The sequence below is a fragment of the Metabacillus lacus genome, assembly GCF_009674805.1.
GTDB lineage: Bacteria > Bacillota > Bacilli > Bacillales > Bacillaceae > Metabacillus_C > Metabacillus_C lacus.
In genome coordinates, this window is the sequence record NZ_WKKI01000029.1 from 1 (window position 1) to 26,791 (window position 26,791).

Sequence of the window (26,791 nt, forward strand, 5' to 3'; positions counted from 1 at the left end):
TCCTTTATTAGAAGTCACGGATAACGTGGGTTTAGCTTCTAGTTTAGGAGATTTTTTTGCATTCGTCCATAAAAAATTCCCCTATAATTTCAATTAATAGAGGGTAATTAAATTGATCTTTTGGCCTGTGGATACATATGCAATGATAGTGGAGGTATTCCGTCTATTGACCCTAAACAGCATATAATGGAGGGCTTTTCAACAGCATAACCGGAAAAACTTCTCTTATTTTCAAAAAAAAAACGCTTATTTCTCCCCTTAATAGGAAATACTCCGCTTATTTTCCCTATTGCTTAATGATGGACAATCTGTTTATTTACCTCAGCTCTATAAAAAGGAAAACTGGCTCAGCTGGTATACTTATTGTCATGGCTGTGCCAGTTGCAATGCTGAATATGTTAATCCGGCATGATGGAAACAATCTGCTGAATTCTAATGAAAAATGTAGAATCTGAATTCACTTGAATGATGATATGATCTGGTTTCACATCGGTAAGCCTTCCTCGAATTGTATCTCTCACTGTTTGCACAACCAGCATGCTTCCCGTCACACTTTGAAGCGTTTGATACACATAAGGATCAATGACAGTGACATACTGTGTCGTTCCTTGATTTTGCTGCATGATATCCCTCCCCCCGGCTTTCATACAGTTACACTATATGCTGCCCAGAGAAAGAGGCTACTGAATGACTTATTGTTTTTCAATCTCCCACATCAGCTCCAGCTGCTGCAGCCAGCAATCAAAGCCCGCGGAATGAAGATGTTCCACCACATCAATACTGGACTTTCCTACGTTTACAGCACTTCTGGAAATATTTAATTGTGGCTGAAAAACTGCGTCCAGCAAATATGCTGCAAGCAGCTTTGGCATTGGAGCCTCAGGGTGTACATTACATTGATACAGCTGAATTTCCAGCAATGTTCTGTCAGATGAGAATATTCTTTTGAACAGGGCATACCCAAGCTCTTGCCCTGTTTGAGAGGATAGTAAAATAGCACTTGGGTTTATGATGTTTTCCGGCTGGGTCTGCCAGGGTGAATCGTGGTTATAAAAGGGTATTAGCAGAAGCCTTTCAACGGAAATTTGTTGAATTGCTGCAGAGTACGGCAGCGCAAGGAAAGGAAGTCTGCCTCTTTGATGAAAAATACCCAATACCTCTTTGAGCCTGTAACCTGCAGATTCGTACAGCTTGATGGCTGCCTCATTTTCTGCCGAAACTTCTAAAGTAGCTATTTCCACTCCTTCTTCCCTGTAATGTTCCATAGACCTGGCCAGCATCATTCTTCCTATCCTCTTGCCCCTTGCTTCTGGGACAACGCCTGTTCCTCCGTTCCAGCCTCTTACCTTTCCATTTGCTGTACGCTTTCCGCAAAGCAGGATACCTGCAGGAGCATTTTGATCGAATGCCATGACGGACATTGAAGGAGACAATCCTTCTTGTCTGATCTTTAATAGCAATGTTTCGCTGGTAAAGAGCTGCTGAGAAGCAAAATCGCCGAATGCTCTGTTCCATGTCTGGACTGCCTCATCCAGCCGGCATTCCGAGAGCCTTTTCAGTATCATGTTTATTCCCCCTTGCCCATCAGAAAGAGTGGCTGAAAGTCAGGAGCCGCCGATGGTGCGGATATATTTTACAGCGGGCTGTTTGTAGTAATATATTCAGAAAAAATGAAAAAAGGAATCTCCTTTTCCCTGAGATTCCTACATTGATTTTTGGATGGGATTCAATTGTTTTTCAATCATTTCGTCAAGCTGCTGTATCTTCTTCAAAGCCACATCAGGGTCAATTTCCCTGTAATGGTGCTTCCCTCCAGGCTCTTCATCAAGTTCATCAGCAAGTTTTACAATCTGCTGCAGCGGCTTTTGCTGTAAGGAGCCTTCAGGCAAATAAGAGTCTGTATGAAGAAGGACAGCGAGTGCTACCTCTTTTGCAGCACGCCTTTCTTCGCCAAGGCGGATCAGCAGTTTATGGGCGCGTTCAGCCCCCTTAATTGCATGAATATCATTGGTTTTATACTTTTCATAATCCCATTCTCCATTGGTGTACCACTCATAATGCCCTATATCGTGAAGAAGCGCAGCTTTAGCAGCCAAATCAGGATTTACCCCATGCTTGACTGCAAGCCTGAACGCATGAAAAGCTACGGCTACTGCATGTGCAACCCCTGATCTCCTTAAGTACTTCTGTGCGATAGGATGGGTGAAAACCTCTGTTAACGTAACTCTGCGTGACAATACATTCTCCCTCCTCAATAAAATAGTTCTGAATAAAATACCATATGATGAACCAACTCTCAACAAAATTGGCATATTCTCTTATAACAATCATTAAGTTTTCCTATTCCTTTTCTACCTGTATAAATTGTTTGCTAAACTTGCTGCAATTATTTGTACAGTTTATGCGCAATGGACAAGATTGTGCAGTATCAAACTGAAATCGGCCTTGATGATGTGAAAACAAAGTTGTTGTTATTGGATAGTAAGATGAGGAAGAGACAGCTGTAAAGTATCAATTTGAAAACCAGCTCTTTAAAATGTTGAGGAGGGGTTAATTTGGATCTTTAAAGTTATTATCCTTCACCCTTATTTTCATGCTTTTGGCTGCCTGGGATTATAAATGAAGCATTCACTTATTAGGGGCTATGTGTTAAAAGTAGAAGATGGGCGTTTTTACTTGCGGAAAATGTTAGCAAAAAAACGTACAACGTACTAGTTATCCTTGATGGGGAAAATCTGGTTTCTAAAGATAATCAAGATCTTACTTGGTATTCTTCTGAGATATCCAACATACTTAACGTTGGAGATAAACTAAAGTGTGGGTGGATCCAGATATAGGTGAACTTGAGTCTTTTCCATCTCATTCGGTCGCAAAAAAACTGAAATCATTAAAGAATAAAAGAATATCCTCTGTTAAAAAGACCTCCGCTTGCTCTATTTAGAGAGAAGCAGGGTCCTTGTTAATAATCTTTCTAGAATTCCCTTGCTCACCACTTACGTCATCTAAAAATCAAGCAGTTATCTAGATCATTTCCTTCACACTGTATATACGGCCGTTTTCAACATGACCCGACAGCAGATTCAGCAGGAGTTCTGCAACAAAGTCAGTCGACCTTAATTCTCCCTTTATATAATGTTCCCGGAATCTATCCACATGTGCAAAATCATTCTTATTAGTCTCCCTGATGATTTTCTGCATTTCTGTATCCATCACACCCGGGGAAAAAGAGATAGACTCAACCGGAGCACTGTGATCTCTTTGTTCTGCCGCAAGAGTCTTTGTAAACATGTCCAGCCCCGCCTTGGTGCTGCAGTAAGCACTCCAACCCTGATAAGGATTTGATGCAGCTCCTGAAGAAATGTTTACAATTCGTTTTTTTCCCTGAAAGTTCTCCAAGAGCCTTGTAAACGCTGATGATAGAATCATTGGTGCCAGTAGATTAAGGTTTACTTGACTGCTTAAAGAAGCGGTATCTGTTTTGCCCACAGGAGAAATCGGTTCTACCATTCCGGCATTATTAATCAGCGTGACGGAAAAAGCATCATTCAATTGAAGAAATGAAAAGGCTTTGTCCATTGCTTGATCAGCTTCTTCGGGCACAGATAAATCACTTCTTACAACATATAAAGTTCCTTCTGCTTCTTCGGCAAAGCTTTGAAGCTGCTGATTTACATTCCTTGCAATGCAGACAACAGCTGCACCCTTCTTCAGAACTTGTTTTGCCAGACTCTCTCCAAGTCCGCGTGAAGCTCCGGTAACGATATATACATCCATATATTCTGCCTCCTGAATGATGATTATCAGTAAAAAAATCACTGTTCTTTCATCCTAACAGGAATATTTTCCTGAAAGCAAAAAAAAAGTGCGACGAAGTATCCGCACTTTCAACAAGAAACATCAGCCTGCTTTTTTAAGCTCACTGAGTTTATAGTGATTTTCAAAATAATCATTGGTTTCACTAACAATCACTTTCCAAAGAAGAATCAGCGCAATCAAGTTAGGAATCATCATCAATGCATTTGCCATATCTGCAAAAGCCCAAACAACTGAGAGATTTGCCACCGCACCTGCACCGCATGCAAAAATATAAACCAAACGGTAGCCGGCAATAGCTTTATAGCCTGCAAGATACTCAAAGCATTTTTCCCCATAAACATACCAGCCTACAATAGTGGAAAAACCGAAAAAGATAACTGAAAAGGCAACGATATATTCTCCGACAATCCCCAGCGTAGATGAGAAAGCCGCGGAGGTAAGAGCGCCGCCGTCCAGATTTGCATTATGGGCAACGCCGGATAATGCACCTCCGGTCGGATCCCAGAAACCTGTTATAATCAGCACCAGCCCAGTCATGGTACACACAATAATCGTCACAATAAATGTACCTGTCATGGCTACTAGAGCCTGCTTAACTGGATGTTCTGCTTTGGCATTTCCTGCTATCAAAGCTGCCGTGCCCAGACCTGCTTCGTTGGAAAAAATCCCCCTCGACACGCCGCTTCGAATTGCCTCTGAAACTGCGACTCCCAAAAAGCCGCTGGTAGCAGCAATCGGATTAAACGCATAATGAAAAATCAACTGAAAAGCCGGAAGAATCTGGTCATAGTTGACAATAAGAATAATGGAAGCGCCGCCCATATAAAGGACAGCCATCATAGGTACAAAAAAGCTCGCAACAGTACTGATTCTTTGTATTCCTCCAAAAATAATCAAGCTTGTCAGCAAAGCAAGCACAATCCCTGTTACGATGCTTGCAACGCCAAAACTGTCTTCAACAACATTGGCAATTGTGTTGGACTGAACACTGTTTCCGATTCCGAGAGCGGCAAAGGCACCGAAAAAGGCAAACGCGACCGCAAGGAACTTCCATTTTTTCCCCAATCCTCTTTCGACATAATACATTGGCCCGCTTGAGTATTCACCTGAGTTGTTTTTTACCCTGTATTTCATGGCAAGCAGTGCTTCTGAGTATTTTGTTGCCATTCCCAGGAGGCCGACAATCCACATCCAAAAAATTGCACCTGGCCCTCCAAGCGTGACCGCCGTAGCCACACCTGCTATATTTCCATTTCCAATTGTAGCAGCAAGCGCTGTCATCAAAGCCTTGAAATTGCTGACATCTCCTTCTGCATTTGCAGAGGAAGCCTGCTGTTCCCGGGAAAACCCAAGCTTAAAAGCATACAGCAATCTTCTAAACTGCAAGCCTCTTAAAGCAAACGTTAAAAATAATCCTGTTCCAAACAGAAGAATCAAGCTTGGAGTGCCCCAGAGAACGCCATTTATCTTCTCAAGTATATTCATCATCTCTCCCACACTCCCCAAATAATTGTTAGCGCTTTCACCTATATAAGTATAATAAATTTTAAGATATAAAATTTCAATTGTTCTTTTCCACAATTATCATGGCTTGTTCTTGTTGATTTCAACAATAACTTATTACATAATAGCTATATCATAACTTATTGTCAAAAAACATTATAAGGAGGGAGCAGCAATGTCAAATCTCTCTCATGACCCTTTCCGCCACCAATTTGACCGGCTGGAGGAGGTGGCAGACTCAATAAGTGACGTTCTTCAATGTCCGATAACAATTGAAGACGTTAACCACAGGCTGCTTGCTTACAGCACTCATGATGAGTGTACCGATCAGGCACGGATATCTACTATTATCGGAAGGCGCGTGCCCGAGAAAGTGATCAACAGTTTATGGAAAGACGGGACGATTCCTGCACTGCTGAAAACGAGTGCCCCTGTAAGAGTGAAAAATATTGATGAAGTGGGCTTGGGAAACAGGGTCGCTATCTCTATATGGAAAAACGATGAGGTGCTGGGCTTTATTTGGGCGCTCGAAATTGAAAAAAAACTGTCTGACAGTGATTTGGAGCTGCTAAAAAAAGCTGCTCAGGCGGTGAAAAATAAGCTGCTCAATCTGCAGATAAGGAAGACGAAAAAAGAGGAAAGAAACCAGGAATTTTTTTGGAAGCTGCTCACCGGCCATATGAATGATGAAGATGAAATTACCGATGGGTTTCTTCAGATGAATATGACTCCCCCTCCTGTTTTTTCGATTGTTCTTTTTAAGTTCCCTACTGAAATATCAGCTGTAACAGAGAAACAGCTGAATTATCTTCTTCAAACAACACAGCAAGTTCATGTATATTTATCTACCGCTGACTACGATGAACTGGTGATTCTTGTTTCGCCAAAAACCGACCAGCCCCTCAATGATTTTAAACAGTTTACTGTTTCGATTATGAATCAGCTTCAGGAAAGGTTCAAAATGCGCTGCATTCCCAGCATTGGTGCGATACATGAAGAATTGGCCAAAATTGATTCAAGCTACAAAGAGGCACAAAATGTAATCTCAATTAAGCGGAGATTTCCAACCGAAACGGCTGCACTCTCCCACTTCTCTGAGCTTGGCATTTATCAGTATCTGGAATTGCTTCAGGAAAAAAGAAAGCAATTTCCTTACGAAAACTATTCGTTAAAAAAACTAAAGGAATATGACCATTTACACAAAACAGACCTGGTCGAAACACTGGAAGTATTTCTCGACAGCGACAGCAATATGAACGATGCAGCAAAATCACTCAATGTTCATGTGAATACACTCAGCTACAGAATGAAAAGAATCAGTCAAATCGGTGAACTGAATTTAAAGAATCCAAACCATAAAATGAGCGTGTACCTCGATTTGAAACTCCAAAAAATGCCTTTGTGAAATTTCACAAAGGCATTGATTTTTATTTTCCTTTTTCAACAATGAAAACTTTGTCAAAAGATACTATACTAATTATGTATTCACTAAATTGACATGTTTTTATATAGAGGCACTTAAAAGCGGGAAGTTTAGTAAAGAGCTATCTACTTGCTTAGCCAAAAGGAGGAAGTGTATCACATGATTATCGGAGTACCTGGAGAAATAAAGAATAATGAAAACCGTGTTGCCCTCACACCAGGAGGAGCTGCCCAATTTATAGGAATGGGCCATCGTGTATTAATTGAAAAGAATGCAGGAATTGGAAGCGGTTTCACTAACGAAGCCTATCAAGAAGCCGGCGCTGAAATCATTGAAGATGCTGCAAAAGTTTGGGCAGATGCCGAAATGGTAATGAAGGTCAAAGAACCTCTTCCATCTGAATATGATTATTTCCGCGAAGGATTAATTTTATTTACTTATCTTCACCTTGCTGCAGAGCCTTCTCTGGCTCAGGCATTGAAAGATAAAGGTGTAACATCCATTGCATATGAAACAGTAACAGAAGGCCGCACACTGCCTCTTCTCACACCAATGAGCGAGGTTGCAGGAAGAATGGCTGCTCAAATTGGAGCACAGTTCCTTGAAAAGCCAAAAGGTGGAAAAGGTATCCTGCTTGCAGGCGTACCTGGAGTGAACCGCGGCAAAGTAACAATCATCGGCGGCGGTGTGGTAGGAACAAACGCTGCGAAGATGGCAATCGGACTTGGAGCAGATGTCACCATCATTGATTTAAGCGCAGAGCGTCTGCGCCAGCTGGATGACATTTTCGGCAATTCCATTAAAACGCTGATGTCTAATCCAATTAACATTGCTGCTGCAGTAAAAGAAGCTGATCTGTTAATCTGCGCAGTTCTAATTCCTGGAGCAAAGGCACCTACGCTTGTAACGGAAGAAATGGTAAAAGCAATGAACCCTGGATCTGTGATTGTTGACGTGGCAATTGATCAGGGCGGAATTGTTGAAACGGTTGACCATATCACAACTCATGACAATCCAACCTATGAAAAATACGGTGTACTTCACTATGCTGTTGCAAATATGCCAGGCGCTGTTCCTAGAACATCGACAATGGCATTAACAAATGTAACGGTGCCATACGCACTTCAAATTGCCAACAAAGGCGTCGTACGTGCAATCCACGACAACCCTTCTCTCAAAGCTGGCGTGAATGTAGCAAAAGGCGAAATCACGTACGAAGCAGTAGCAAGAGACCTTGGCCATGGATTTGTACCGGTTGAAGTTGTGTTCGAAAGAGAGTTTTCTGTAAACTAAATATCGTTTTAGCTGCAAGAGCTGCCGAAATTCGGCAGCTTTTTTGATTTTGAATGTAACTGAAGGAATCTCGGAACATGGATGTGGGTGCTGCGCTGCTCAACGGTTTAAACCGAGTGGAATAGCTGCAGAAATGTCGGAAAAGCTACGGAAATGTCCTTCATAATGCTGATGAAGGACAAAAACCAGTGGAAAAGCAGGTGAAATGTCCTTCATAAGAGCGATGAAGGACATAACTCTGTGGAATAGCTACAGAAATGTCCTTCATAAGGCCAATGAAGGACATAACTCTGTGGAATAGCTACGGAAATGTCCTTCATCAAAATGATAAAGGGACAAAACCTTTTTTAATTTTGTTTTTGACACTCTGGTATTGCCTGTCCAGTTATAGATAACGAATGATACTCATTGTGCCTTCAGCCGGTCAAATTCTCAATAGTGCTGCAGACTGCTGGATCGCTCCTCCCTATCACACAGAAAGAAAACCACCTATAAACAGAAGTATTGTTAAACGACTCAATCCTAGATACAACCAGCGAAACTCCTGCTACCAGCTGAACAATCGGAATAGGGATTATCATGTGCACTTGTGGTAAAGTGTACGTATAGAATTCAAAGGGGACTGAGAACATGAGACATGCAAAGAGCCTTGCATACACAGCAGCAGTATTGAACGCAGTAATTGTAGGATTATCTTTTTTCTTCACGAAGATTGCTCTAGAGCATCATTCCCCTGCGGATACCCTTTCCTACCGCTTTACCGCAGCTTTCCTGGTCATAGTTATTCTGTTCTTTTTCAGAAGAAAGTTGTTTCAGTTTCAACAAACTGATAAAAAGAATATGCTGTATCTCCTTCTGCTTGCCTGCTTTTACCCAGGTATGTTTTTTAGTTTTCAAGCATTTGGCCTGCTATATGCAACCTCAGCTGAAGGTGGCATTCTGATGGCTTTTGCCCCCATCTTAATTACAATACTTGCTGCATTTGTCCTGAAAGAGCGGACGAATCTGTTTCAATTCTTCTTTATCATCCTCTCCGTATCAGGAGTTCTCTTTATTTTTTTCGCTAGCGGCAATGGGATTGGAAGCAGCAGCCTCGGCTTGTTACTGCTCTTCATTTCTTGTTTATCAATTGCTGGCTACTCTGTTTTAGCACGTTATTTATCAATTTCCTACAGCCCCCTTCAGCTCAGTTTTATTATGGTGGGATTTGGATTTGTGTTTTTCAACGTCTATTCCATTGGAACACATATGGCGTCTGGGAGCCTTGGTGAGTTTTTCTCAATCTGGAAATCCCCTACCTTTCTTGCTGCCATTCTTTACCTAGGAATATTATCAACCCTTTTGACTTCTTTTCTATCAAACTATGCATTGTCCAAACTGCAGGCCTACCAAATGAGTGTTTTTTCAAACCTGTCCACGGTTATTGCCATTTTTGCCGGAGCGGTGCTGTTGAATGAAGATATCCGCTGGCACCACCTAGTTGGAACAGTGATTATTTTAGCAGGGGTAGCGGGCACAAACATGGCAGGTAATCGCAGAATGCCAAAAGAAGATTAGGATATGTAGCTGGAATGAAGGGCAACTTTTACCGGCTGGGAATAGAAGTATGCAGTTTAGCCGGAAAACCTCCGCTTATTCAGAGCTGTGAACGGTGCGCTGAAAAAATAGACGGAGCATTTCCGCTTAAGCGCCAGATTGCATAAAAAAAGGCCAATATAGACGGAGACATTCCGGTTAACAGCTTTAAATGGTTCGATATATAAGGGTTTTTTCAACTCAACCGGAATATCTACCCTTATATTCACCAAAAAGAGCTTCATTTTGGATTTAGCCGGAAAACCTCCGCTTATCCAGATCTGTGAACGGTGCGCGGAAAAAATAGACGGAGCATTTCCGCTTAAGCGCTAGATTGCATAAAAAAAGGCCAATATAGACGGAGACATTTCGGTTAACGGCTTTAAATGGCTTGATTTATAAGGGTTTTTTCAACTTAACCGGAATAGCTACCCTTATAATCACCAAAAAGAGCTTCATTTTGGATTTAGCCGGAAAGCCTCCGCTTATTTTTCCAGCCCCGAAACAACCGATCGGTTAATCCCAGCTGAGCCGTTCTTCTTTCCATGGATCACCGTTCATATGATAACCGTTTCTTTCCCAAAACCCTGGATGATTTCGCTCTAAGAACTGTATGCCCCTCAGCCACTTGGCACTTTTCCAAAAATACAAATGAGGAATGACAGCTCTTAAAGGATAGCCGTGCTCAGGAGTCAGCGGCTCATGATTAAATGAATGAGCAAGAATTGTGGTTTCCCTTAAAAAGTCCTCCATCGCCAAATTGCTTGTCCAGCCTTCCTCTGCATGAAGAATCACGAAACCCGCTTTTTCTTTCACTCCTGCTTTTTCTGCTATATCTTTTGCCCTTACGCCCGTCCAAATATTATCCAGCCGTGACCATCCTGTTACACAATGAATATCATTTGTAGTCTCAGCCTGAGGAAATTCCAGCAATTCTTGAAAAGTAAGAAGCATGGGATGTTCCACCAATCCGTATACCTGAAGATTCCATTGCTGAAGATTTTGGTAGTAAGGAATATTCCCTGCATGAAGAACCGGAAATGATGTTGTCACGTTCTGGTTAGGCGGCACCCTCCCAGATTCGTCTTTTTGTTTTGTTTTTCCAAAATACATATAGCAGCACTCCTTTGTTAACCTTTTTATAAATAAAGTTGACATAAATGATTGAGTGAATTATTCTTTTATCAGATACATAGAAATTTTACTTATTTTACTAAACAAAGGGGGATCTTTATGAAGCTTAAAACGTATGATATTTCACTTGTTGGTATGTTCGCTGCATTAATGGCAATTGGAGCTAACATTACTTCTGTTGCGCCTTTTCTCCAGGTCGCCGGTGTACCTCTCTCTATGCAGCCATTTTTCTGCATTCTTGCAGGCCTGTTAATTGGAAGCAGGCTTGGAGCGCTCTCCATGATTGTATACGCTTTGATTGGAATAGCAGGCGCACCCGTTTTTGCAGGCTTTAGCGGTGGACCCGGAGTCATTATTGGAAGTACAGGCGGTTTTATTCTTTCCTATATTGTAGCAGCATATGTGGCAGGAAGAATAGTCGAAAGAAGTCAGAATCCCGGCTTACCTTCCTTCTACACAGCATCTTTTGCAGGAATTGTTCTGATTTATGTTATTGGCACAACGTATATGTATGCCGCTTTAAATTTCTGGATGGAAGTGGAAATGACTTACTTGGGTGCCTGGGGAATTATGAGCTGGTTTATTGTGAAAGACGCAGCATTCACAGTTTTGGGAGCAGTGATTGCACCGCGCATTTACAAGTCAGTTCATCGTGGAGCACGCTTAGGAAGAAGATCAGCTGCATAATTTATTTCAGCCTGCGGAATGTTCCGCAGGTTTTTTCTTTATAAAAATAGTGGAGCCTGCCCCATTTATTTTTTCTCAGTCCTGAATAAAGGGCGAGAGAAACGGAATATAATAGAAAGATAAATATATTGTGAGAGGGGCAAAAGAGATGTCAGGCTTAAAAAGATATTATCTGTCAGAAAAGCAGCGCGAGGATTTCGAAAGTATTTTGATGAGACGGTTGGAACCTGAGGATTCTGAATTTGTTTATCAGCTTGATGATCATGAACTTCTGTATCAGCTTAATCAATAGCACAAAGGCCATATTTCATCGAAATATGGCCTTAAGTATTTACTTTAAAAGAGCACAGCAGCAAGCCAGCCAAACAAAATAAGCGGGATATTATAGTGCAGGAAGGTCGGAACACATGTATCCCAAATATGATTGTGATTTCCATCTGCATTCAAACCTGAAGTTGGACCGAGCGTACTGTCTGAAGCAGGAGAGCCTGCATCGCCAAGTGCAGCAGCGGTTCCTACGATTGCAATGGTGGCCATTGGGCTGAAGCCCAGCTGAATACATAATGGCACAAAAATGGTTGCGATAATTGGTATCGTAGAAAACGAGGAACCAATTCCCATTGTAATAAGCAAACCGACAATCAGCATCAGCAGGGCGCCAAGAGACTGATTACCTCCAATATAGTTCGCCGAAGCCTCTACCAGTGTTTCAACATGGCCGGTAGCCTTTAAAACAGTGGCAAAGCCTGAAGCGGCCAGCATGACAAATCCAATGAAAGCCATCATCCGCATTCCGCTTGTCAGGAGAGCATCTGCTTCATTCCATTTCATAGAGCCGCTGGCATACAGGACTATAATTCCTGCTAATGCACCGAAAATCATACCTTCCACATCAAGAACCTGTGACAAAGTCAGCTGCACTGCCAAAGAAACAGCAATTGCCAAAACAGCTGTTGTAATGCTGCGTTTTGTATAGACAGCTTTCTTCTCAACTTCTACCTCTGCAGAAATATAATTACGCGGTTTTCTGTAAGTGAACAAAGCGGCTGTCAGTAGTCCGAGAAGCATTCCGCCTACAGGAATCAGCATGGCAGCAGGAATGTCACTCAGCCTGATTGTTAAACCGCTGTTTTCCATATTGGTCTGAAGAATTTCATGAAATATGGCACCAAATCCGACCGGAAGCAATATATAGGGAGCTGTGAGGCCGAAAGTGATGATGGTAGCTATTAATCTTCTGTCTATTTTCAATTCATTTAAAACCTTCAACAGCGGCGGTATTAAAACCGGAATAAAGGCAATGTGAACAGGAACCAAGTTTTGAGAGAAAATTGAAATTGCTAGAATAATAAGTAAGATAAGTACTTTTGATAATGATTTTCTCCTGCTGTCCCCTTCTCTTCCAACCAGCTTTATTGCACCTTCCACTAGTGCATCAGGCAAGCCTGTTTTAGAGAGCGCAACCGCAAACCCTCCAAGTAAAGCATAGCTCAATGCTACTGTTGCATTTCCGCCAAGACCTCCTGTAAAGGTTTCAATTGTAGTTTTTAAATCCAGTCCTCCTGCCAAACCTCCGGCAAGAGCACCTGTTACAAGAGCAAACACAACATTTACTCTCAATAAGCTTAGTATCAGCATAACCAATACTGCTATAATAACTGCATTCATTGCAAGAACCTCCATCAAGTTACTTTACTCTGCTAATGTATTAGAGTGATAAATTCAATAAACATAAATTATCATAGCTTTCATTCTCTGTCAATCAATATTTTCATATGGTAGCGAACTAAAGGGAACGAACAATAAGCTGAAAGGAAACACTTGTAAAAACGAGTTTGCTAAATAGCTTGCCTGGGTATAGAGAAGAGCACGAAATTTGTCATATTATACTATTTTCTTTCAAAGGAGGAACATATGAAACGTTTTAAGATTATTCTGATCTGTTCTCTGCTCGCCTTTCTAGTGTCATGCAGTCAGCTGCAGGCAGCAAACAGCGGACAAACTCTGCTGAGACTTGCACATAATCAAAACAGCGAACACCCGATACATAAATCCTTAACTGAGTTTTCAACACTTGTTGAAGAAAAAACCGGGGGAAACGTAAAGGTAGTTATTTATCCCAACGGCCAGCTGGGAACTGAAAGGGAGATTATTGAATTGACCCAGACAGGAGCTGTAGATATTGCAAAAGTCAGCGCCGGTGCTCTGGAAAACTTTGAAGGAACGTACTCTCTATTCAACCTTCCATATTTATTCGATGATAAAGAACATTATTATCAGTCAATGGAAAGCAGTGTTGCTGAAGAAATTTACGGCTTAACAGATGAGATCGGTTTTATTGGACTGACTTATTACGATTCAGGTGTCAGAAATGTGTACACAAGGCAGACCCCCGTCATGACACCGGAAGATATGAGAGGGCTGAAAATAAGGGTGCAGCCAAGCGGTACAGCCATTCGCATGATTGAGTTAATGGGCGGCGCTCCAACCCCTATGGATTATGGTGAAGTCTACACCAGCCTTCAGCAAGGCGTGATAGATGGCACAGAAAACAATGAAACAGCTCTGACAAGCGGAAAGCACGGAGAAGTAGCTAAGGAATACTCGTATACAGAGCACAGCATTGTTCCCGATATCTTGATTATCTCCTCCACTAAATGGGGAAGACTCGCACCTGAAGAACAGGATGCGGTAAAAGAAGCAGCCGAAGAATCAACACAGCTGCATAAAAAGTTGTGGGCACAGGAGACAGAAAGTGCTATCGAAGAAGCAAAAAAGATGGGTGTGAATTTTTCGTATCCGGAAAAAGAACCTTTTAAAGAGGCGGTTATGCCGCTTCATAAACAGTTTGAAAACAACCCGGAAACAGGAGAATTTTATAGAAAAATCAGAGAGGAGGCTGATGGTTCGTGATAAATGCAAAGAGAATGTTGAACAGGAGTATCGGAGCAATCACTTGCACAATGCTATTGGTCATGGTTGTCACCGCCCTGTGGCAGGTTTTTTCAAGATATGTTCTTAATTCTCCAAGCACAGTATCCGAGGAGCTGCTGAGGTACCTGCTCATTTGGGTATCAATTCTTGGAGGAGCTTATGCTTTTGGAGAGAAAAAGCATTTGGCAATTTCTTTTTTTGTTAACAAACTTCCGGAAGGCCTTCATAAAGGGGCTTCTATATTTGTGGAGTTTCTTCTAATTGGATTTGCGGGCCTCGTGCTGATCTACGGAGGACTTAACGCTGTTATACTGACAACTGCGCAAACTTCAGCAGCTCTGGGCATTCCCCTTGCCTTCATTTACGGTGTGCTTCCGGTTGCCGGTGTGCTCATTATCGGATACAGTGTGCTGGACTTGCTGCAATTTAACAGGCAGGAAAGCCGTAAGCAGGATTTTAAACAAGCAATCTAAATGCAACTTAAAACGAAAGGCGTTGACATTATGGCATTAACTGCAGGGCTGATTTTATTAGTGAGTTTTTTCATATTACTTCTTATTGGCGTTCCCATCGCCGTAAGCATAGCGGTCTCTTCTATTATTACAATGCTTGCCCTGTTTCCGTTTGATGTTGCTGTCTTTACAGCGGCGCAGAAGCTGGTGACAGGGATAGACAGCTTTACACTTCTGGCTGTCCCTTTCTTTGTGCTTTCGGGCATTATTATGAACAATGGAGGCATCGCCATCCGGCTGATCAATTTTGCCAAAATGCTGACAGGCAGGGTGCCGGGATCACTTGACAGCACCAACGTGGTCGGTAACATGCTGTTTGGCTCCATTTCCGGTTCTTCTGTTGCATCTGCTGCTGCCATTGGAGGGATCATGCATCCCCTGCAGAAAAAAGAGGGCTATGATCCTAGATACTCGGCTGCCGTGAATATCGCATCCGCTCCAACAGGATTGTTAATTCCACCCAGCGGACTGCTGATTATCTATTCCCTAGCCAGCGGAGGGACATCAATCGCTGCCTTATTTATTGCAGGCTATCTTCCAGGACTGCTGTGGGGTCTTGCTGTTATTGCGGTTGCTTCATTTTTGGCAGTAAAAAAAGGCTACCCGGTATCGGACAGAGTGACTGCTAAACAAGCATTGCAGGTAACGCTGGAAGCCATTCCAAGCCTTTTGCTGATTTTCATAGTAATTGGAGGAATTGTTGCAGGTATTTTTACGGCAACCGAAGGAGCTGCCATTGCAGTAGCATATTCAGCTTTGCTGGCACTTCTTTATAGAAAACTTCCGCTTAGCAGCGTTCCTAAGATTCTAATGGAAACCATTGAAATTACCGCTATTATTATGTTTCTTGTCGGTGCTTCTGCAATCCTGTCAACAGTCATGGCTTTTACGGGCATTCCGGAAGCAATTACAAATGGCATGGTGAACTTATCAGATAACCCGATTATCATTCTTTTGCTGATGAATGTGATTATCCTGATTATTGGAACCTTTATGGATATCACACCTGCTGTTCTCATCTTCACACCAATCTTTCTTCCGATTGCAGTAAGCTTTGGCATGGACCCTGTACATTTTGGCATCATGCTGGTATTTAACCTCTGTATCGGGAACATCACGCCTCCGGTGGGAAGCTCCCTCTTTGTAGGCTGCAGCATTGCAAAGCTTGAAGTCGAAAAAGTCATTAAGCCGCTTCTCCCTTTTTACGGAGCCATCTTCATTGTGCTGCTGCTCATCACGTATATCCCGCAGCTAAGCCTGTGGCTGCCGGGGCTGTTCGGTTTATAGAAATGCGGAAGGCGCCCGTTCAGCGGCGACAAGCATAAGACGAGCCGGTATGAAGGTTGTTCTTTAACCTTCAGGCCGGTTTGGCTTATGACCTCGAGCCGCTGGCGCCTGGAGCTGGACAAATAGAAAAGCGGAAGGCGCCCGTTAAGCCCTGACAAGCATAAGATGGCTTGGACGGAAGGTCGCTCTTTGACCTTTTGGCCAAGACAGCTTATGACCTCGAAGGGCTGGCGCCTGGAGCTGGACAAAACGAAAAGCAGAGCCGGCTTGCTCAGGCCTGACAAGCATAAGACGAGCATCTCTAAAAGGCGCTCTTTGCCTTTTTGAGATGATTGGCTTATGACCTCGAAGGCCTAGCCGGCGGAGCTGGACAAATAGAAAAGCGGAAGGCGTAGTAAAGGAAGTCATGCTAAGAGCGCCACGTCCTGTGGCAACGCATGACTGTCCGACCTCCTGTCGGGCTCTGACAAGCATAAGACGAGCATCTCTAAAAGGCGCTCTTTGCCTTTTTGAGATGATTGGCTTATGACCTCCATCTTTCAAAATCTGCATAAAATGTCCTGATAAGGACTTGTATCTACTTTTTTAAACAAACCCCCTCACTTTGTTATAGTATCTCAAGGATAGTAGAACAAAACTGCCCTCTTTGTTATAGTATCTCGCGAAAATGCGAAGATAGTAGAACAAAACCCCTCACTTTGTTATAGTATCTCAAGGATAGTAGAACAAAACCCCTCACTTTGTTATAGTATCTCAAGGATAGTAGAACAAAACAGCTCTCTTTGTTATAGTATCTTACGAAAATGCGAAGATAGTAGAACAAAACCCCTCACTTTGTTATAGTATCTCAAGGATAGTAGAACAAAACTGCCCTCTTTGTTATAGTATCTTGCGAAAATGCGAAGATAGTAGAACAAAACCCCTCTCTTTGTTATAGTATCTCGTGAAAATGCGAAGATAGTATAACAAACCCCCCCACTTTGTTATACGATCATGCCAGATAATAGACAAAAACTATCAGAAATGAAAACGACAGTAACAGCAAAGAGCCATTATCTCAATAAAGGAGGTTTTGGCTCTTGGTTTTGGCTCTTGGTTTTGGCTCTTGGTTTTGGCTCTTTGTTTTGGCTCTTTGTTTTGGCTCTTTGTTTTGGCTCTTTGCATTATCATATTTGCAGCAAAATCCTTGATGCTTCATGACCCATACCAAATGTTCAGCTTGCAGACAGCGTAACCGCAACAGCCCCCTATGCCCTCTCCTGCCCTCAGCCTGAAATCTCATCTATACGTTTAGAGCCGCCGGGGACAAGGTAATGAACAAAGGTACACCTATTGAGAAATAACCAAAGAAACTGGAGGTAACCAAATGAGCATTAGCATACAAAAACTTGGTCTCGGTACCGCTCCGCTTGGAAACATGTTCAGAGAGGTTCCTGAGGAAGAAGCGCTTGAAACCATTCAAACAGCCTGGGATCAGGGAATCCGTTATTTTGATACAGCTCCGTTTTATGGAGCAGGCCTGGCAGAGATCCGCCTTGGCAAGGTTCTGTCTCAATACAATAGAAGTGACTTTCTGATTGGCACAAAGGTTGGCAGGGTGATTGAAGATGAACTAGAGGAAAAAAGCGGGATGTTCGAGTTTGGGAGGAAAAATAAGATCACTACGGATTATAGTGAAGATACAACGCTCCGCTCTATTGAACAAAGCCTTGAACGATTGAATACAGACTCCCTGGACTTTGTTTATGTGCATGATGTGTCTCCCGATTTTCTTGGGGATGAGTGGAAGTCTCAATTTGACATAGCCAAAAAAGGAGCCTTCCGCGTGCTGACCAGGCTTCGTGAGGAGGGTGTGATTCAGTCCTGGGGGCTTGGGGTCAATCGCACAGAACCGATTGAGCTTGCGATTGAACTGGAAGATCTGAAACCGGATCTTTGTCTGCAGGCTAACCGGTATACTCTTCTGGATCATGAACAGGCTCTTCAAAAGATGATGCCTGAATCCCTCCGACAACAAGTGAAAATTGTGGTGGGAGCTCCGTATGGTTCCGGTGTTTTAGCTGGAGGAGATCATTACGAATATGGGGAGATTCCAGATGACATTGCGAAGAAAAAGGAAAGAATTCAGGCGCTTGCCAATCAGCATGGAGTCAGCATGACAGCTGCGGCACTTCAATTCTCCTTTGCTCATCCGGCTGTTGAGTTTGTAATACCGGGTACCACCAGGGCTGAGCATGTAAGGAAGAATATAGCTGCCTTCAGAGAAGAAATTCCAGCTGCATTTTGGAGTAACCTGAGGGATCAGAAACTGGTAGCGGCTAACGCACCGCTGCCAATAGATTGACTCACATATTCATATGATCATAAGAAAATCCGGAGGAAAGCTGCAGGTACTGCTTCTGCCTTTTCTCCGGATTTTTTGTCATTGCTAGTAATACCTATCTATATCATTTATTTTTCTGAAAGCTTTTCTGGCTGAAAAACTTCCACAAACGAAGCCAGTGTGCGGACCATAACCCCTGTGGCACCTGATGGTCCCAGTTCTGCCGCTTTAGACGTGGTTGCCGTACCGGCAATGTCTAAGTGAACCCATGGCGTGTTCTCTGCAAACTCACCAATAAATGCGCCAGCCATGATGGCATGACCCTCTCTTCCCGGTGAATTATTGAGATCTGCCATTTTGCTGTTTCTTACTTTTTGTTTATCTTTTTCTGTAATTGGAAGCTGCCAGATTGGTTCTCCGCACTCTTCGCCGGCGCTTTTCACGATCTCAAACAATTCTGGGCTGTTTGTCATGGCACCGGTCATCTCAGATCCAAGAGCAATGATGACACCGCCGGTTAGTGTAGCAACATCGATCAGATATTCCGCTCCGTGCTGCTTGGCATAGGTAACCGCATCAGCTAATGCCAGCCTTCCTTCTGCATCAGTATTTAGAACCTCTATTGTTTTTCCATTTAAAGAAACAATCACATCATCAGGCTTGAATGCATTTCCGGAAATCATATTATCTGTTGCAGGAATAACCGCAATGACATTTTTTTCAGGCTTAAGCTCTCCGATAATTTCCATTGCACCTAATACAGCTGCAGCTCCGCCCATATCAGTTTTCATGCCGACAATGCCATCCTTCGGCTTGATTGAATATCCGCCAGTGTCAAAGGTAATGCCCTTGCCGACAAGTCCGATGGCATTCTCCCATGTTTCAAGGCCCTGATACTTCAGAACAATCATCTTAGGTGGTTCAGCAGAGCCCTGATTGACGGCTAGAAAAGCCCCCATTCCAAGCTTCTCCATTTCTTCTTTCTCTAATATCTCATATTGAAAGTCATATTTTTTAGCTAGATCAATTGAGTATGTTGCAAGTTCGGAAGCAGTTAGTATATTTCCAGGCATGTTTACGAGCGTTCTGGCTGAATTGGTTGCTTTGCCATATGTATAGCCTACTTCAAGGCTAGCATGAATTTCTGCTGATTCACTTGAAGAAAATACAGTAACTGTGTCAATTTCAACAGAAGGCTCATTTGATTTTTGCTTATAGTCCTGAATTTGATAAGTTGACAGAGGCAGGGCTTCACCAAGGGCATGTGCTGCCTCCTTTTCATCCACGTTCTCTGATGTAAAGGTATCAAGCGCAATGGTAAGGTTTCTTAGTTTGCTTTTATGCAGTGTTTTAAACAGCATACCAAACGCTTCTCTGGCTCCCTCAAAGCTGTATTCGTTTTCTCTGCCCAGCCCTACGATGTAGACGCGCTTTGTTTCAAGCCTGCCCAATGTAAGGATTTTCGTTATGTCTTTGTGTTTGGAAGAGACGTCTCCTTCCTTGAGAGAAGCAGATATCTGCCCGTCAAGCTTCTCATCAAGCTCTGCTGCAATTCCTTTGAGCTGCTGATTTTTTTGAAACATTCCTAAAACAATCGTTTCATCTTTCCAATTTAAGTATTGTTCAATTTTAAACAATGCGCTACCTCCATTTAGTGTTTAAATTTTACTTCATCAAGGAATAAAAAAAGAAGGCTGTTTCTTCGATGTCAGACATCAGGCAAAATAACAGAACACAAGTTATGTTATAATGTTGAAACATCCGTTAAACTTCGGGGCCTGCCAGCCCCTGATATAAAAGATCCATCCTTTATATTGTAGCAAATCCACTGGTTATTTTATACTTTTGGGCCTGCGAATAGAGGAATATGAAAAATTCAGGGATCCATAGAAAGGAATGTAGTTCCATGGTCGAAATATTTTTAAACTTTCCGCTGATTGCATCATTATTTGCGATATTTTTCGCACAGTTCATTAAGGTGCCCATTCAGTTTGTGGCAACAAAAAAGCTGGACTGGACACTCGTGACAAGCACCGGCGGAATGCCGAGCTCCCACTCCGCTGCCGTAACAGCACTGGCAACCGCAATTGCCCTCGAGAATGGCCTCCACTCTTCTATTTTCGCGATCTCAGCTGTATTTGCGATTATAACCATGTTTGATGCCACAGGTGTCAGACGGCATGCAGGAGAGCAGGCAACAGTGCTGAACAAGCTTGTGATTGATTTTACAAGATTTATGGAAGAAGCTAAGCACTGGCCTCAAACACAGGAACAGGAAAAGCAGAAAAAACTGAAGGAACTTCTTGGCCATAAACCGATTGAAGTGTTCTTCGGAGGACTCACAGGCATCTTTCTTACACTCTTTCTTTACTATCTGTTTATGAGGTAGGTGAACGTGATGAGACTTCTTTCCCTATGCCCGAGCAACACAGAACTGGCTGCCTTTCTTGGCCTTATGCCTCACCTGGCAGGAGTGGACGATTTTTCGGACTGGCCCCAGGATGTGAATAAGCTGCCAAGACTCGGGCCGGATTTATCCATTGATATGGACCGCGTAGAGGCTTTGAAGCCTGATTTGGTACTAGCTTCGCTCAGTGTTCCCGGGATGGAACGCAATATTGAGGAACTTGAGAAAAGAAGAATTCCCCATGTGATCCTGAATCCCCAGTCTCTCAACGATATTGCAGCTGATCTTCTCACAGTAGGAAAGCTGACTTCTACGGATGAGAAGGCATTAGAAGCAGTAAAACAATATAATGGGTACCTGGATGCTTTCCGGGAATTTTCAAAAGGAATACCCAAAAAGACAAGGATATACATAGAATGGTGGCCCAACCCGATTTTTACGCCAGGAAGGACGAACTGGCTGACAGAAATATGTGACCTTGCAGGAGCAGAAAATATTTTTTCTGATGTTCATCTCGCCAGTGTCCAAACTAGCTGGGCTGATGTGAGGGTAAGAAATCCGGAACATATCGGCCTTGCATGGGTAGGCGTCCAGCAAAGCAGAATGAATCCTGCTCATGTGTTAAAGCGGGAAAATAGCGGGGAGGTAGATGCTGTGCAGAACGGCAGGATATCCCTGCTGGAGGAAGAATTATACTGCAGGCCGTCTCCCAGGCTCCTATATGGACTTGAAAAGCTGGCACACCTTCTTCACCCTGAGGAAGCAAAAGCTTTAGAACCGCTGCGTTTCCAGCTATTATAAAGATAGTTCTCGGCAGCGTAAAGTGAGAGACTTTTAATAAACACGCTCAAAAAGAGCATGTTTCAGACCGTAAACAAACTCGAGGATTTCGAGTTCGTCTGCGGTTTATTTTATTCTAAAAATATAGATAGAATACCAATATGGTGGGGTTTCCCCCATTTCGAATAAGACAGCGAGATGGGCTTCTCGCTGCCTTATGTCGACAATCTAATTTAACTTTTGGTTTCAGGCTTAATAATCTGCTGCCTGAATACTTGTTTGGAAATATCTTCGTTCAATATGTTTAGTTCTTCTTCAGACAGCTTTCCGCTGCCTTCTTTAATTATGTATACATCAATCTCTTTCTTTCCCCATTGATTGAATACATCATCTACCGTTTCGTAATACAAATCAAGCTTATTTCCTTTGATGGCTCCCCCTTTATCTGCTACAACTCCATAACCGTAGCCTGGGATAAAAAGAACGGTGCCGATTGGAAATACGGTTAAATCTGCAGCGATTGTAGAGTATAAATCCCGCTTAACCTTCACTCCTGAATAGGTAATTCCGTAAACAGGATGTCCTGGATTTTTACCGGTTGATTCATAGCCGGCAGTGTAGCCTGTTGCGATCACCTTTTTGGATTTATACTTGTCCCAGTCATCTGATTCATCCAGCGTAACCGGCTTATCATTGCGTTCTCCCTGTTCAGCAGATAGCGCAGTGGCAATAAGGGAATTCATATGTAGATGCTTCGTGTTTAGACCAAGAAATCTTGCTGATAAATCATTTTCAGCAGGTGATAATTCGAAATTTTTTAATAAACTGTTTGCCACCTCTTCCACTTCCAGCCCGGAAATGCTTTTAAAGGTGGTGGAAAGAGCGGCTAAAAATAATAACGACATAAAAAAACGCTTGGTTAAAAGGGATATCTGTTTCATTTATCCTATCTCTCCTCTCACAAACTAATAGTTCCCACTTTTAGCAGAAAGTATTCCTGTTTAGAGATAATCCATTTATTGGAACAGAGAAAGGGGGCTGATTTTACTCCTTATGATAAAAGAAAAACAAAAAGAGGCTCTAATGAAAGAACCTCTTGCTTAAAACATCTGATAGCCTCTTTTTCTCAGGGCAATCATAACAAACCCGGCTGCAATCGCGCCTGCCAGACCGCTGCAGAGAATGAGTATGTCAGCCGCAGCCAAAGATAATATTTTATCACCTAGAGCAGAGAAAGATGCACCAGGAGCTGTAAAATACTGTACCAGCCTGACGTTGTCAATAATAAGAATACAAACAATAGGATAAATAATTGCCATAATCCAAGTCATCCGCAAAAGCATATTCAATAAGAAACCGATTCCAAAAAATAAGACAAAAAATAAAAGCATTGAAATAATCAGAACAGGTATAAACAATGCCTATCACCTCCAGTACACCCTTTTAAGTGTACTGAAGAAGCAATAGACAGTCAATTTCAAAAAGTGAACATTTTATGTCTTCAGTTTTCCTGAACCATTGCAGCAATCACATGTTTCTGATCCGCCAAGCAGCAATTGAAAATACCCTTTTCCTGAACAATATGGACAGTCTTTGCTTTCCGTTTTCACTGTAGACATCTCCCTCTCTCCTTTTAAGTAGAATTCGCTTTGTTTTTTGATACTATACCAGACAAAGCTGTCAATAATAAAGGGAGAAAATCCTACAGAAAATCTCATGTAAGCGAATTCATCTTTTAATATCTTCCTCATACTCTAATTATCATATTATTTTGAAAATTATAAAAATAATGTGTAACTGCTGTATCCAAACTGCTTTCCGGGGTCTGCATCATCTATAAGATGAAGTTCCTTGTATACTCCCTGTTTGGCAAAATGTACAAGCAGCAACGATGAAGAAGGATCTTGCCCTAATTTTGCAGGAGATAAGAATTGAACGTCCTCCAGTTCATCTTCCTGTACCGTGATTTCACTGCTTTTCGCACTCAGCTTGAAGATGATCATATTGTCGCTGATTTTCTCCAAGAGCACACCTGAGCGGACACCGATTATTCCGTCAATACTGGCTTCTACGCCTGTTTCTTCTCTGATTTCTCTTAATACTGCTTCATGCAGCGTTTCCGCTTCATCTACAAATCCTGCAGGAAAAGACCACTGTCCCTTCAAGCCTCCATATTTCTTCTTTACAACCAGCCATTCACCTTTTTCATTTGTAACCAAGCCTGAAACTCCAAGCCAAATGTTCCCCCTCTTACCCATACGTTTCCTTCCCTTCTTCTTCGCACACATATCTCTGAACTCTTTCATCGAAAAGAAAACGGATCTGTCCGAAGACTATATAAAAAAAAGACAAAAGCACAGGCTCTTGTCTTTTTTAAATTTCTATTAAAAGAATTTGAACTTTCCTTTTTTCAGAACAAGTCCAGGTCCGCCAACCATAAACAGTGAGCGGTTATCAATCATTTTCTTCATAAATGAAGCTTTTGAACCTACCATCTTCTTGCCGAACGCAACACCAACTGCATCATCTTCACCAAGTGAAGCTACAGTACCTTTAATGTCCGGTTTGAACTCTGTAAGCTCTCCGCCTCTGATGAGTGCAGACAGATTTTTAGCAGCCGTTTCACCCTGCTGCATCGCAATTTGTGCTGTTGGAGGATAAGGACGGTTAATTTCTTCATTAATAATTAGTGAACAGTCACCAATAATGAAGACATTTTCAAATCCAGGTACACGCAGATCAGCATTAACTTTCACACGGCCTCTCATGTTTTCAAAGCCTGCTTCTTCTACAATGCTGTTTCCTCTGACACCCGCAGCCCATACAACTGTTTCTGCAGAGATTTCTTCAACCTGCTCGTCCTTTGCAACTACGATGCCTGTTTCAGTTGCTTCTTTAATAGCAGTGCCGATCTTAAATTCTACACCTTTGCGCTGAAGATGGTTCACTGCATAATCAACAAGTTCCGGATCAAAGCCTGGAAGAGCTGTTGGAGCAGCCTCAACACATACAATACGCACTTTCTTAGCATCAATATCATATTCACGGCAAAGCTCAGGAACACGGTTTGCAAGCTCTCCCAGGAATTCAATTCCTGTAAATCCTGCTCCGCCGACAACAATCGTCAGGCGCTCATCGCGTCTAGGCTTTTCAGTGTTATACGTAGCGAATTGATATTCAATATGCTCGCGCAGCTGGCGGGAAGAATTAATATTGGAAATAGAGAAGGCAAACTCTTTAAGGCCTTTAATGCCAAACGTTTCCGGATGAGAGCCAAGAGAGATAACCAGGTAATCATAATCCAGCTCGCCATTTTCGAGTACGATTTTTTGCTCATCTTTATTAATAGAAACAACGGTATCCTGCACAAAATTTACTCTGCTGGCATTGATTACACTCTTGATGTCATAACGGCAGCGGTCATGGTGTAAAGTACCTGCAGATGCTTCATGCAGCCATGTAGTCTCATAATGGTAATCATTTTTGTTCACTAACGTAATTTCTGCTTCGCTGACACCGACAGCTTTTTGAAGTCTTGTAACTGTCATAAGCCCGCCGTATCCTGCACCTAAAACCACTACTTTTGGCTTTCTCACGGAAACATCCACCTTTTCTGAAATATTTGGGTTATCCCTTTTTTTATAGCATCCTCTGCTATATAAGATTTTATTTTGGTTTTCTACAATTTCACAGGGTTAACCCTTTGTGAATTCCTTCACTTTCTTCTGCAAAAATCGACAAAAAACCATCATAAATAATTCATATAAAATTAATAATTATGTCTATATTACATAATATCGGTTAATATGCTTATTTTCAAGCATAAAATCACTTGTTATAACCTTAAGAATATTAAAATATTTTCATTCATGTAACGTGCTTTCCGGCTTTTTCGTTCAACCATTCGTCAAATTTTGTGGTATGATAAAGAATAAGAATAATTATCAGTTAGGGGGACTTATCTTGAAAGAAGATACAAAAGTATATGACATAACCATTATCGGGGGAGGACCTGTAGGCCTGTTTACTGCGTTTTATGGCGGCATGAGACAAGCCAGCGTTAAAATCATCGAAAGCCTGCCGCAGCTTGGAGGCCAATTGTCTGCTCTTTATCCCGAAAAATACATATATGATGTAGCAGGTTTTCCAAAAATCCGTGCTCAGGAGCTGGTCGACAACCTAAAAGAGCAAATGGGCCAGTTCGAGCAGGCCATATGCCTGGAGCAAGCTGTTGAAACTGTTGAAAAACAGGCTGACGGAGTATTCAAACTAACAACCAACAGCGAAACCCATTATACAAAAACAATCATTATTACTGCTGGAAACGGTGCATTTAAGCCGAGAAAGCTTGAACTTGAACAAGCAGTGCAATACGAAGGAAGTAACCTTCACTATTTCGTAGATGATTTAAACAAATTTGCCGGACAAAGAGTCCTGCTTGCAGGCGGCGGTGATTCTGCAGTTGACTGGGCTTTGATGCTTGAGCCTATTGCTGAGAAAGTGACCTTGGTGCACAGAAGAGATAAATTCCGTGCCCATGAACATAGTGTTGAGAACTTAACGAATTCCAGAGTAGATATTAAAACACCTTTTGTCCCTACTGAGATTATCGGTGCTGGTAATATTGAACAAGTCGTTCTTGAAGAAGTGAAGGGCGAGCGTAAAGAAGTTATTGATGTGGATGCTGTTATCGTGAACTACGGCTTTGTTTCATCTCTTGGACCAATTAAAAACTGGGGCCTTGAAATTGAGAAGAATTCCATCTTGGTAAACTCCAGAATGGAAACGAACATTGAAGGAATATATGCTGCCGGTGATATTTGTACCTACGATGGCAAGGTAAAATTAATTGCAAGCGGATTTGGCGAAGCGCCAACTGCCGTGAACAATGCGAAAGCATATATGGATCCAAAAGCAAAAGTGCAGCCCCTGCACAGTACAAGTCTGTTTGAACAAAAGCATTAATTTGAAAGCTGGTACAAACACCGTAACAGGTGCTGTTGTATCAGCTTTTTTTACTGTCTGGATAACTTCTGCAGTTTGACTAGATAGAAGCTTTTCCAGTATTTTGTTGAGATCCCCAATGAATAATGCTGCACTTGGTTACAAATTCTGAA

At 42.3% G+C, this 26,791-nt stretch carries 25 protein-coding genes; 12 read left to right on the plus strand and 13 right to left on the minus strand.

Annotated features, from left to right (window positions below):
- Positions 1–398 precede the first annotated feature (398 nt).
- The 5 genes from GJU40_RS13745 to GJU40_RS13765 form a co-directional block, all read right to left on the minus strand.
- The gene (locus GJU40_RS13745; RefSeq protein WP_154308590.1) at positions 399–623 is read right to left on the minus strand and encodes a YuzF family protein; all 225 of its coding nucleotides are present in this window, start codon (positions 621–623) and stop codon (positions 399–401) included.
- A gap of 69 nt (positions 624–692) precedes the next feature.
- The gene (locus tag GJU40_RS13750; protein WP_154308592.1) at positions 693–1,565 is read right to left on the minus strand and encodes a GNAT family N-acetyltransferase; all 873 of its coding nucleotides are present in this window, start codon (positions 1,563–1,565) and stop codon (positions 693–695) included.
- A 138-nt stretch (positions 1,566–1,703) separates the two neighbouring features.
- Positions 1,704–2,237, minus strand: coding sequence for an HD domain-containing protein (locus GJU40_RS13755; RefSeq protein WP_246188368.1), 534 nt, complete (start codon positions 2,235–2,237; stop codon positions 1,704–1,706).
- Between the two features lie 784 nt (positions 2,238–3,021).
- Positions 3,022–3,774: a (S)-benzoin forming benzil reductase gene (locus tag GJU40_RS13760; RefSeq protein ID WP_154308596.1), complete on the minus strand. Its 753-nt coding sequence runs from the start codon at positions 3,772–3,774 to the stop codon at positions 3,022–3,024.
- A gap of 123 nt (positions 3,775–3,897) precedes the next feature.
- Positions 3,898–5,304, minus strand: coding sequence for an alanine/glycine:cation symporter family protein (locus GJU40_RS13765; protein ID WP_154308598.1), 1,407 nt, complete (start codon positions 5,302–5,304; stop codon positions 3,898–3,900).
- Between the two features lie 190 nt (positions 5,305–5,494).
- Here GJU40_RS13765 and adeR point away from each other — a divergent pair, with 190 nt between their 5' ends.
- The 3 genes from adeR (at position 5,495) to GJU40_RS13780 (ending at position 9,592) form a co-directional block, all read left to right on the plus strand.
- Positions 5,495–6,724, plus strand: a complete 1,230-nt coding sequence (gene adeR, locus GJU40_RS13770; protein ID WP_154308600.1) for a sporulation transcriptional activator AdeR — start codon at positions 5,495–5,497, stop codon at positions 6,722–6,724.
- A 177-nt stretch (positions 6,725–6,901) separates the two neighbouring features.
- Entirely contained in the window at positions 6,902–8,035 is a 1,134-nt protein-coding gene (ald, locus tag GJU40_RS13775) for an alanine dehydrogenase (protein WP_154308602.1), read from the plus strand.
- 630 nt (positions 8,036–8,665) lie between these two features.
- Positions 8,666–9,592 carry a DMT family transporter gene (locus GJU40_RS13780; protein WP_154308605.1) on the plus strand — a complete coding sequence of 309 codons (927 nt, stop codon included), beginning with the start codon at positions 8,666–8,668 and terminating at the stop codon, positions 9,590–9,592.
- A 534-nt stretch (positions 9,593–10,126) separates the two neighbouring features.
- Here GJU40_RS13780 and GJU40_RS13785 read toward each other — a convergent pair.
- Entirely contained in the window at positions 10,127–10,723 is a 597-nt protein-coding gene (locus tag GJU40_RS13785; RefSeq protein WP_154308607.1) for a sulfite oxidase-like oxidoreductase, read from the minus strand.
- A gap of 120 nt (positions 10,724–10,843) precedes the next feature.
- Here GJU40_RS13785 and GJU40_RS13790 point away from each other — a divergent pair, with 120 nt between their 5' ends.
- Positions 10,844–11,431: a biotin transporter BioY gene (locus tag GJU40_RS13790; protein ID WP_154308609.1), complete on the plus strand. Its 588-nt coding sequence runs from the start codon at positions 10,844–10,846 to the stop codon at positions 11,429–11,431.
- Positions 11,432–11,579: 148 nt separating this feature from the next.
- On the plus strand, positions 11,580–11,723 hold the full coding sequence (locus GJU40_RS13795; RefSeq protein ID WP_154308611.1) for a hypothetical protein: 144 nt from the start codon (positions 11,580–11,582) through the stop codon (positions 11,721–11,723).
- Positions 11,724–11,767: 44 nt separating this feature from the next.
- Here the strand turns inward: GJU40_RS13795 and GJU40_RS13800 are convergent, their stop codons facing one another.
- Complete coding sequence (locus GJU40_RS13800; RefSeq protein ID WP_154308613.1) at positions 11,768–13,099, minus strand: Na+/H+ antiporter family protein; 1,332 nt, start codon at positions 13,097–13,099, stop codon at positions 11,768–11,770.
- Between the two features lie 246 nt (positions 13,100–13,345).
- On the opposite strand from GJU40_RS13800, the gene GJU40_RS13805 reads away from it, so the two are divergent.
- The 4 genes from GJU40_RS13805 to GJU40_RS13825 all read left to right on the plus strand — a co-directional run bounded on the left by GJU40_RS13805 (position 13,346) and on the right by GJU40_RS13825 (position 18,508).
- Positions 13,346–14,344: a TRAP transporter substrate-binding protein gene (locus GJU40_RS13805; RefSeq protein WP_154308615.1), complete on the plus strand. Its 999-nt coding sequence runs from the start codon at positions 13,346–13,348 to the stop codon at positions 14,342–14,344.
- Positions 14,341–14,838 (plus strand): TRAP transporter small permease subunit, encoded by a 498-nt coding sequence (locus GJU40_RS13810; protein ID WP_154308617.1) that lies wholly within the window; start codon positions 14,341–14,343, stop codon positions 14,836–14,838. Before GJU40_RS13805 ends, GJU40_RS13810 begins: the two co-directional genes overlap by 4 nt.
- 30 nt (positions 14,839–14,868) lie before the next feature.
- Complete coding sequence (locus tag GJU40_RS13815) at positions 14,869–16,164, plus strand: TRAP transporter large permease (RefSeq protein ID WP_154308682.1); 1,296 nt, start codon at positions 14,869–14,871, stop codon at positions 16,162–16,164.
- 1,366 nt (positions 16,165–17,530) lie between these two features.
- Complete coding sequence (locus GJU40_RS13825) at positions 17,531–18,508, plus strand: aldo/keto reductase (protein ID WP_154308621.1); 978 nt, start codon at positions 17,531–17,533, stop codon at positions 18,506–18,508.
- A 107-nt stretch (positions 18,509–18,615) separates the two neighbouring features.
- Here GJU40_RS13825 and GJU40_RS13830 read toward each other — a convergent pair whose 3' ends face one another.
- The gene (locus GJU40_RS13830) at positions 18,616–20,124 is read right to left on the minus strand and encodes a leucyl aminopeptidase (protein ID WP_154308623.1); all 1,509 of its coding nucleotides are present in this window, start codon (positions 20,122–20,124) and stop codon (positions 18,616–18,618) included.
- Between the two features lie 269 nt (positions 20,125–20,393).
- Between GJU40_RS13830 and GJU40_RS13835 the strand changes: the two genes are divergently transcribed.
- Together GJU40_RS13835 and GJU40_RS13840 are read left to right on the plus strand one after the other, a co-directional pair.
- Positions 20,394–20,876 (plus strand): divergent PAP2 family protein, encoded by a 483-nt coding sequence (locus tag GJU40_RS13835; RefSeq protein WP_154308625.1) that lies wholly within the window; start codon positions 20,394–20,396, stop codon positions 20,874–20,876.
- Between the two features lie 9 nt (positions 20,877–20,885).
- Entirely contained in the window at positions 20,886–21,695 is an 810-nt protein-coding gene (locus GJU40_RS13840) for a cobalamin-binding protein (protein ID WP_154308685.1), read from the plus strand.
- A 212-nt stretch (positions 21,696–21,907) separates the two neighbouring features.
- On the opposite strand, the gene GJU40_RS13845 is transcribed toward GJU40_RS13840, so the two are convergent.
- The 5 genes from GJU40_RS13845 to GJU40_RS13860 all read right to left on the minus strand — a co-directional run bounded on the left by GJU40_RS13845 (position 21,908) and on the right by GJU40_RS13860 (position 25,270).
- On the minus strand, positions 21,908–22,615 hold the full coding sequence (locus GJU40_RS13845; RefSeq protein ID WP_154308627.1) for a 3D domain-containing protein: 708 nt from the start codon (positions 22,613–22,615) through the stop codon (positions 21,908–21,910).
- Between the two features lie 159 nt (positions 22,616–22,774).
- Entirely contained in the window at positions 22,775–23,065 is a 291-nt protein-coding gene (locus GJU40_RS13850) for a YuiB family protein (RefSeq protein WP_154308687.1), read from the minus strand.
- Positions 23,066–23,167: 102 nt separating this feature from the next.
- Positions 23,168–23,293 (minus strand): YuiA family protein, encoded by a 126-nt coding sequence (locus GJU40_RS20720; protein ID WP_170289412.1) that lies wholly within the window; start codon positions 23,291–23,293, stop codon positions 23,168–23,170.
- A gap of 159 nt (positions 23,294–23,452) precedes the next feature.
- A complete protein-coding gene (locus tag GJU40_RS13855) occupies positions 23,453–23,932 on the minus strand; it encodes an NUDIX domain-containing protein (RefSeq protein WP_154308629.1) in 480 nt (159 codons plus the stop codon).
- A 126-nt stretch (positions 23,933–24,058) separates the two neighbouring features.
- Positions 24,059–25,270 carry an NAD(P)/FAD-dependent oxidoreductase gene (locus GJU40_RS13860; protein WP_343031559.1) on the minus strand — a complete coding sequence of 404 codons (1,212 nt, stop codon included), beginning with the start codon at positions 25,268–25,270 and terminating at the stop codon, positions 24,059–24,061.
- Between the two features lie 367 nt (positions 25,271–25,637).
- Here GJU40_RS13860 and yumC point away from each other — a divergent pair, with 367 nt between their 5' ends.
- On the plus strand, positions 25,638–26,639 hold the full coding sequence (gene yumC / locus GJU40_RS13865; RefSeq protein WP_154308631.1) for a ferredoxin--NADP reductase 2: 1,002 nt from the start codon (positions 25,638–25,640) through the stop codon (positions 26,637–26,639).
- The last annotated feature ends 152 nt before the right edge of the window (positions 26,640–26,791 follow it).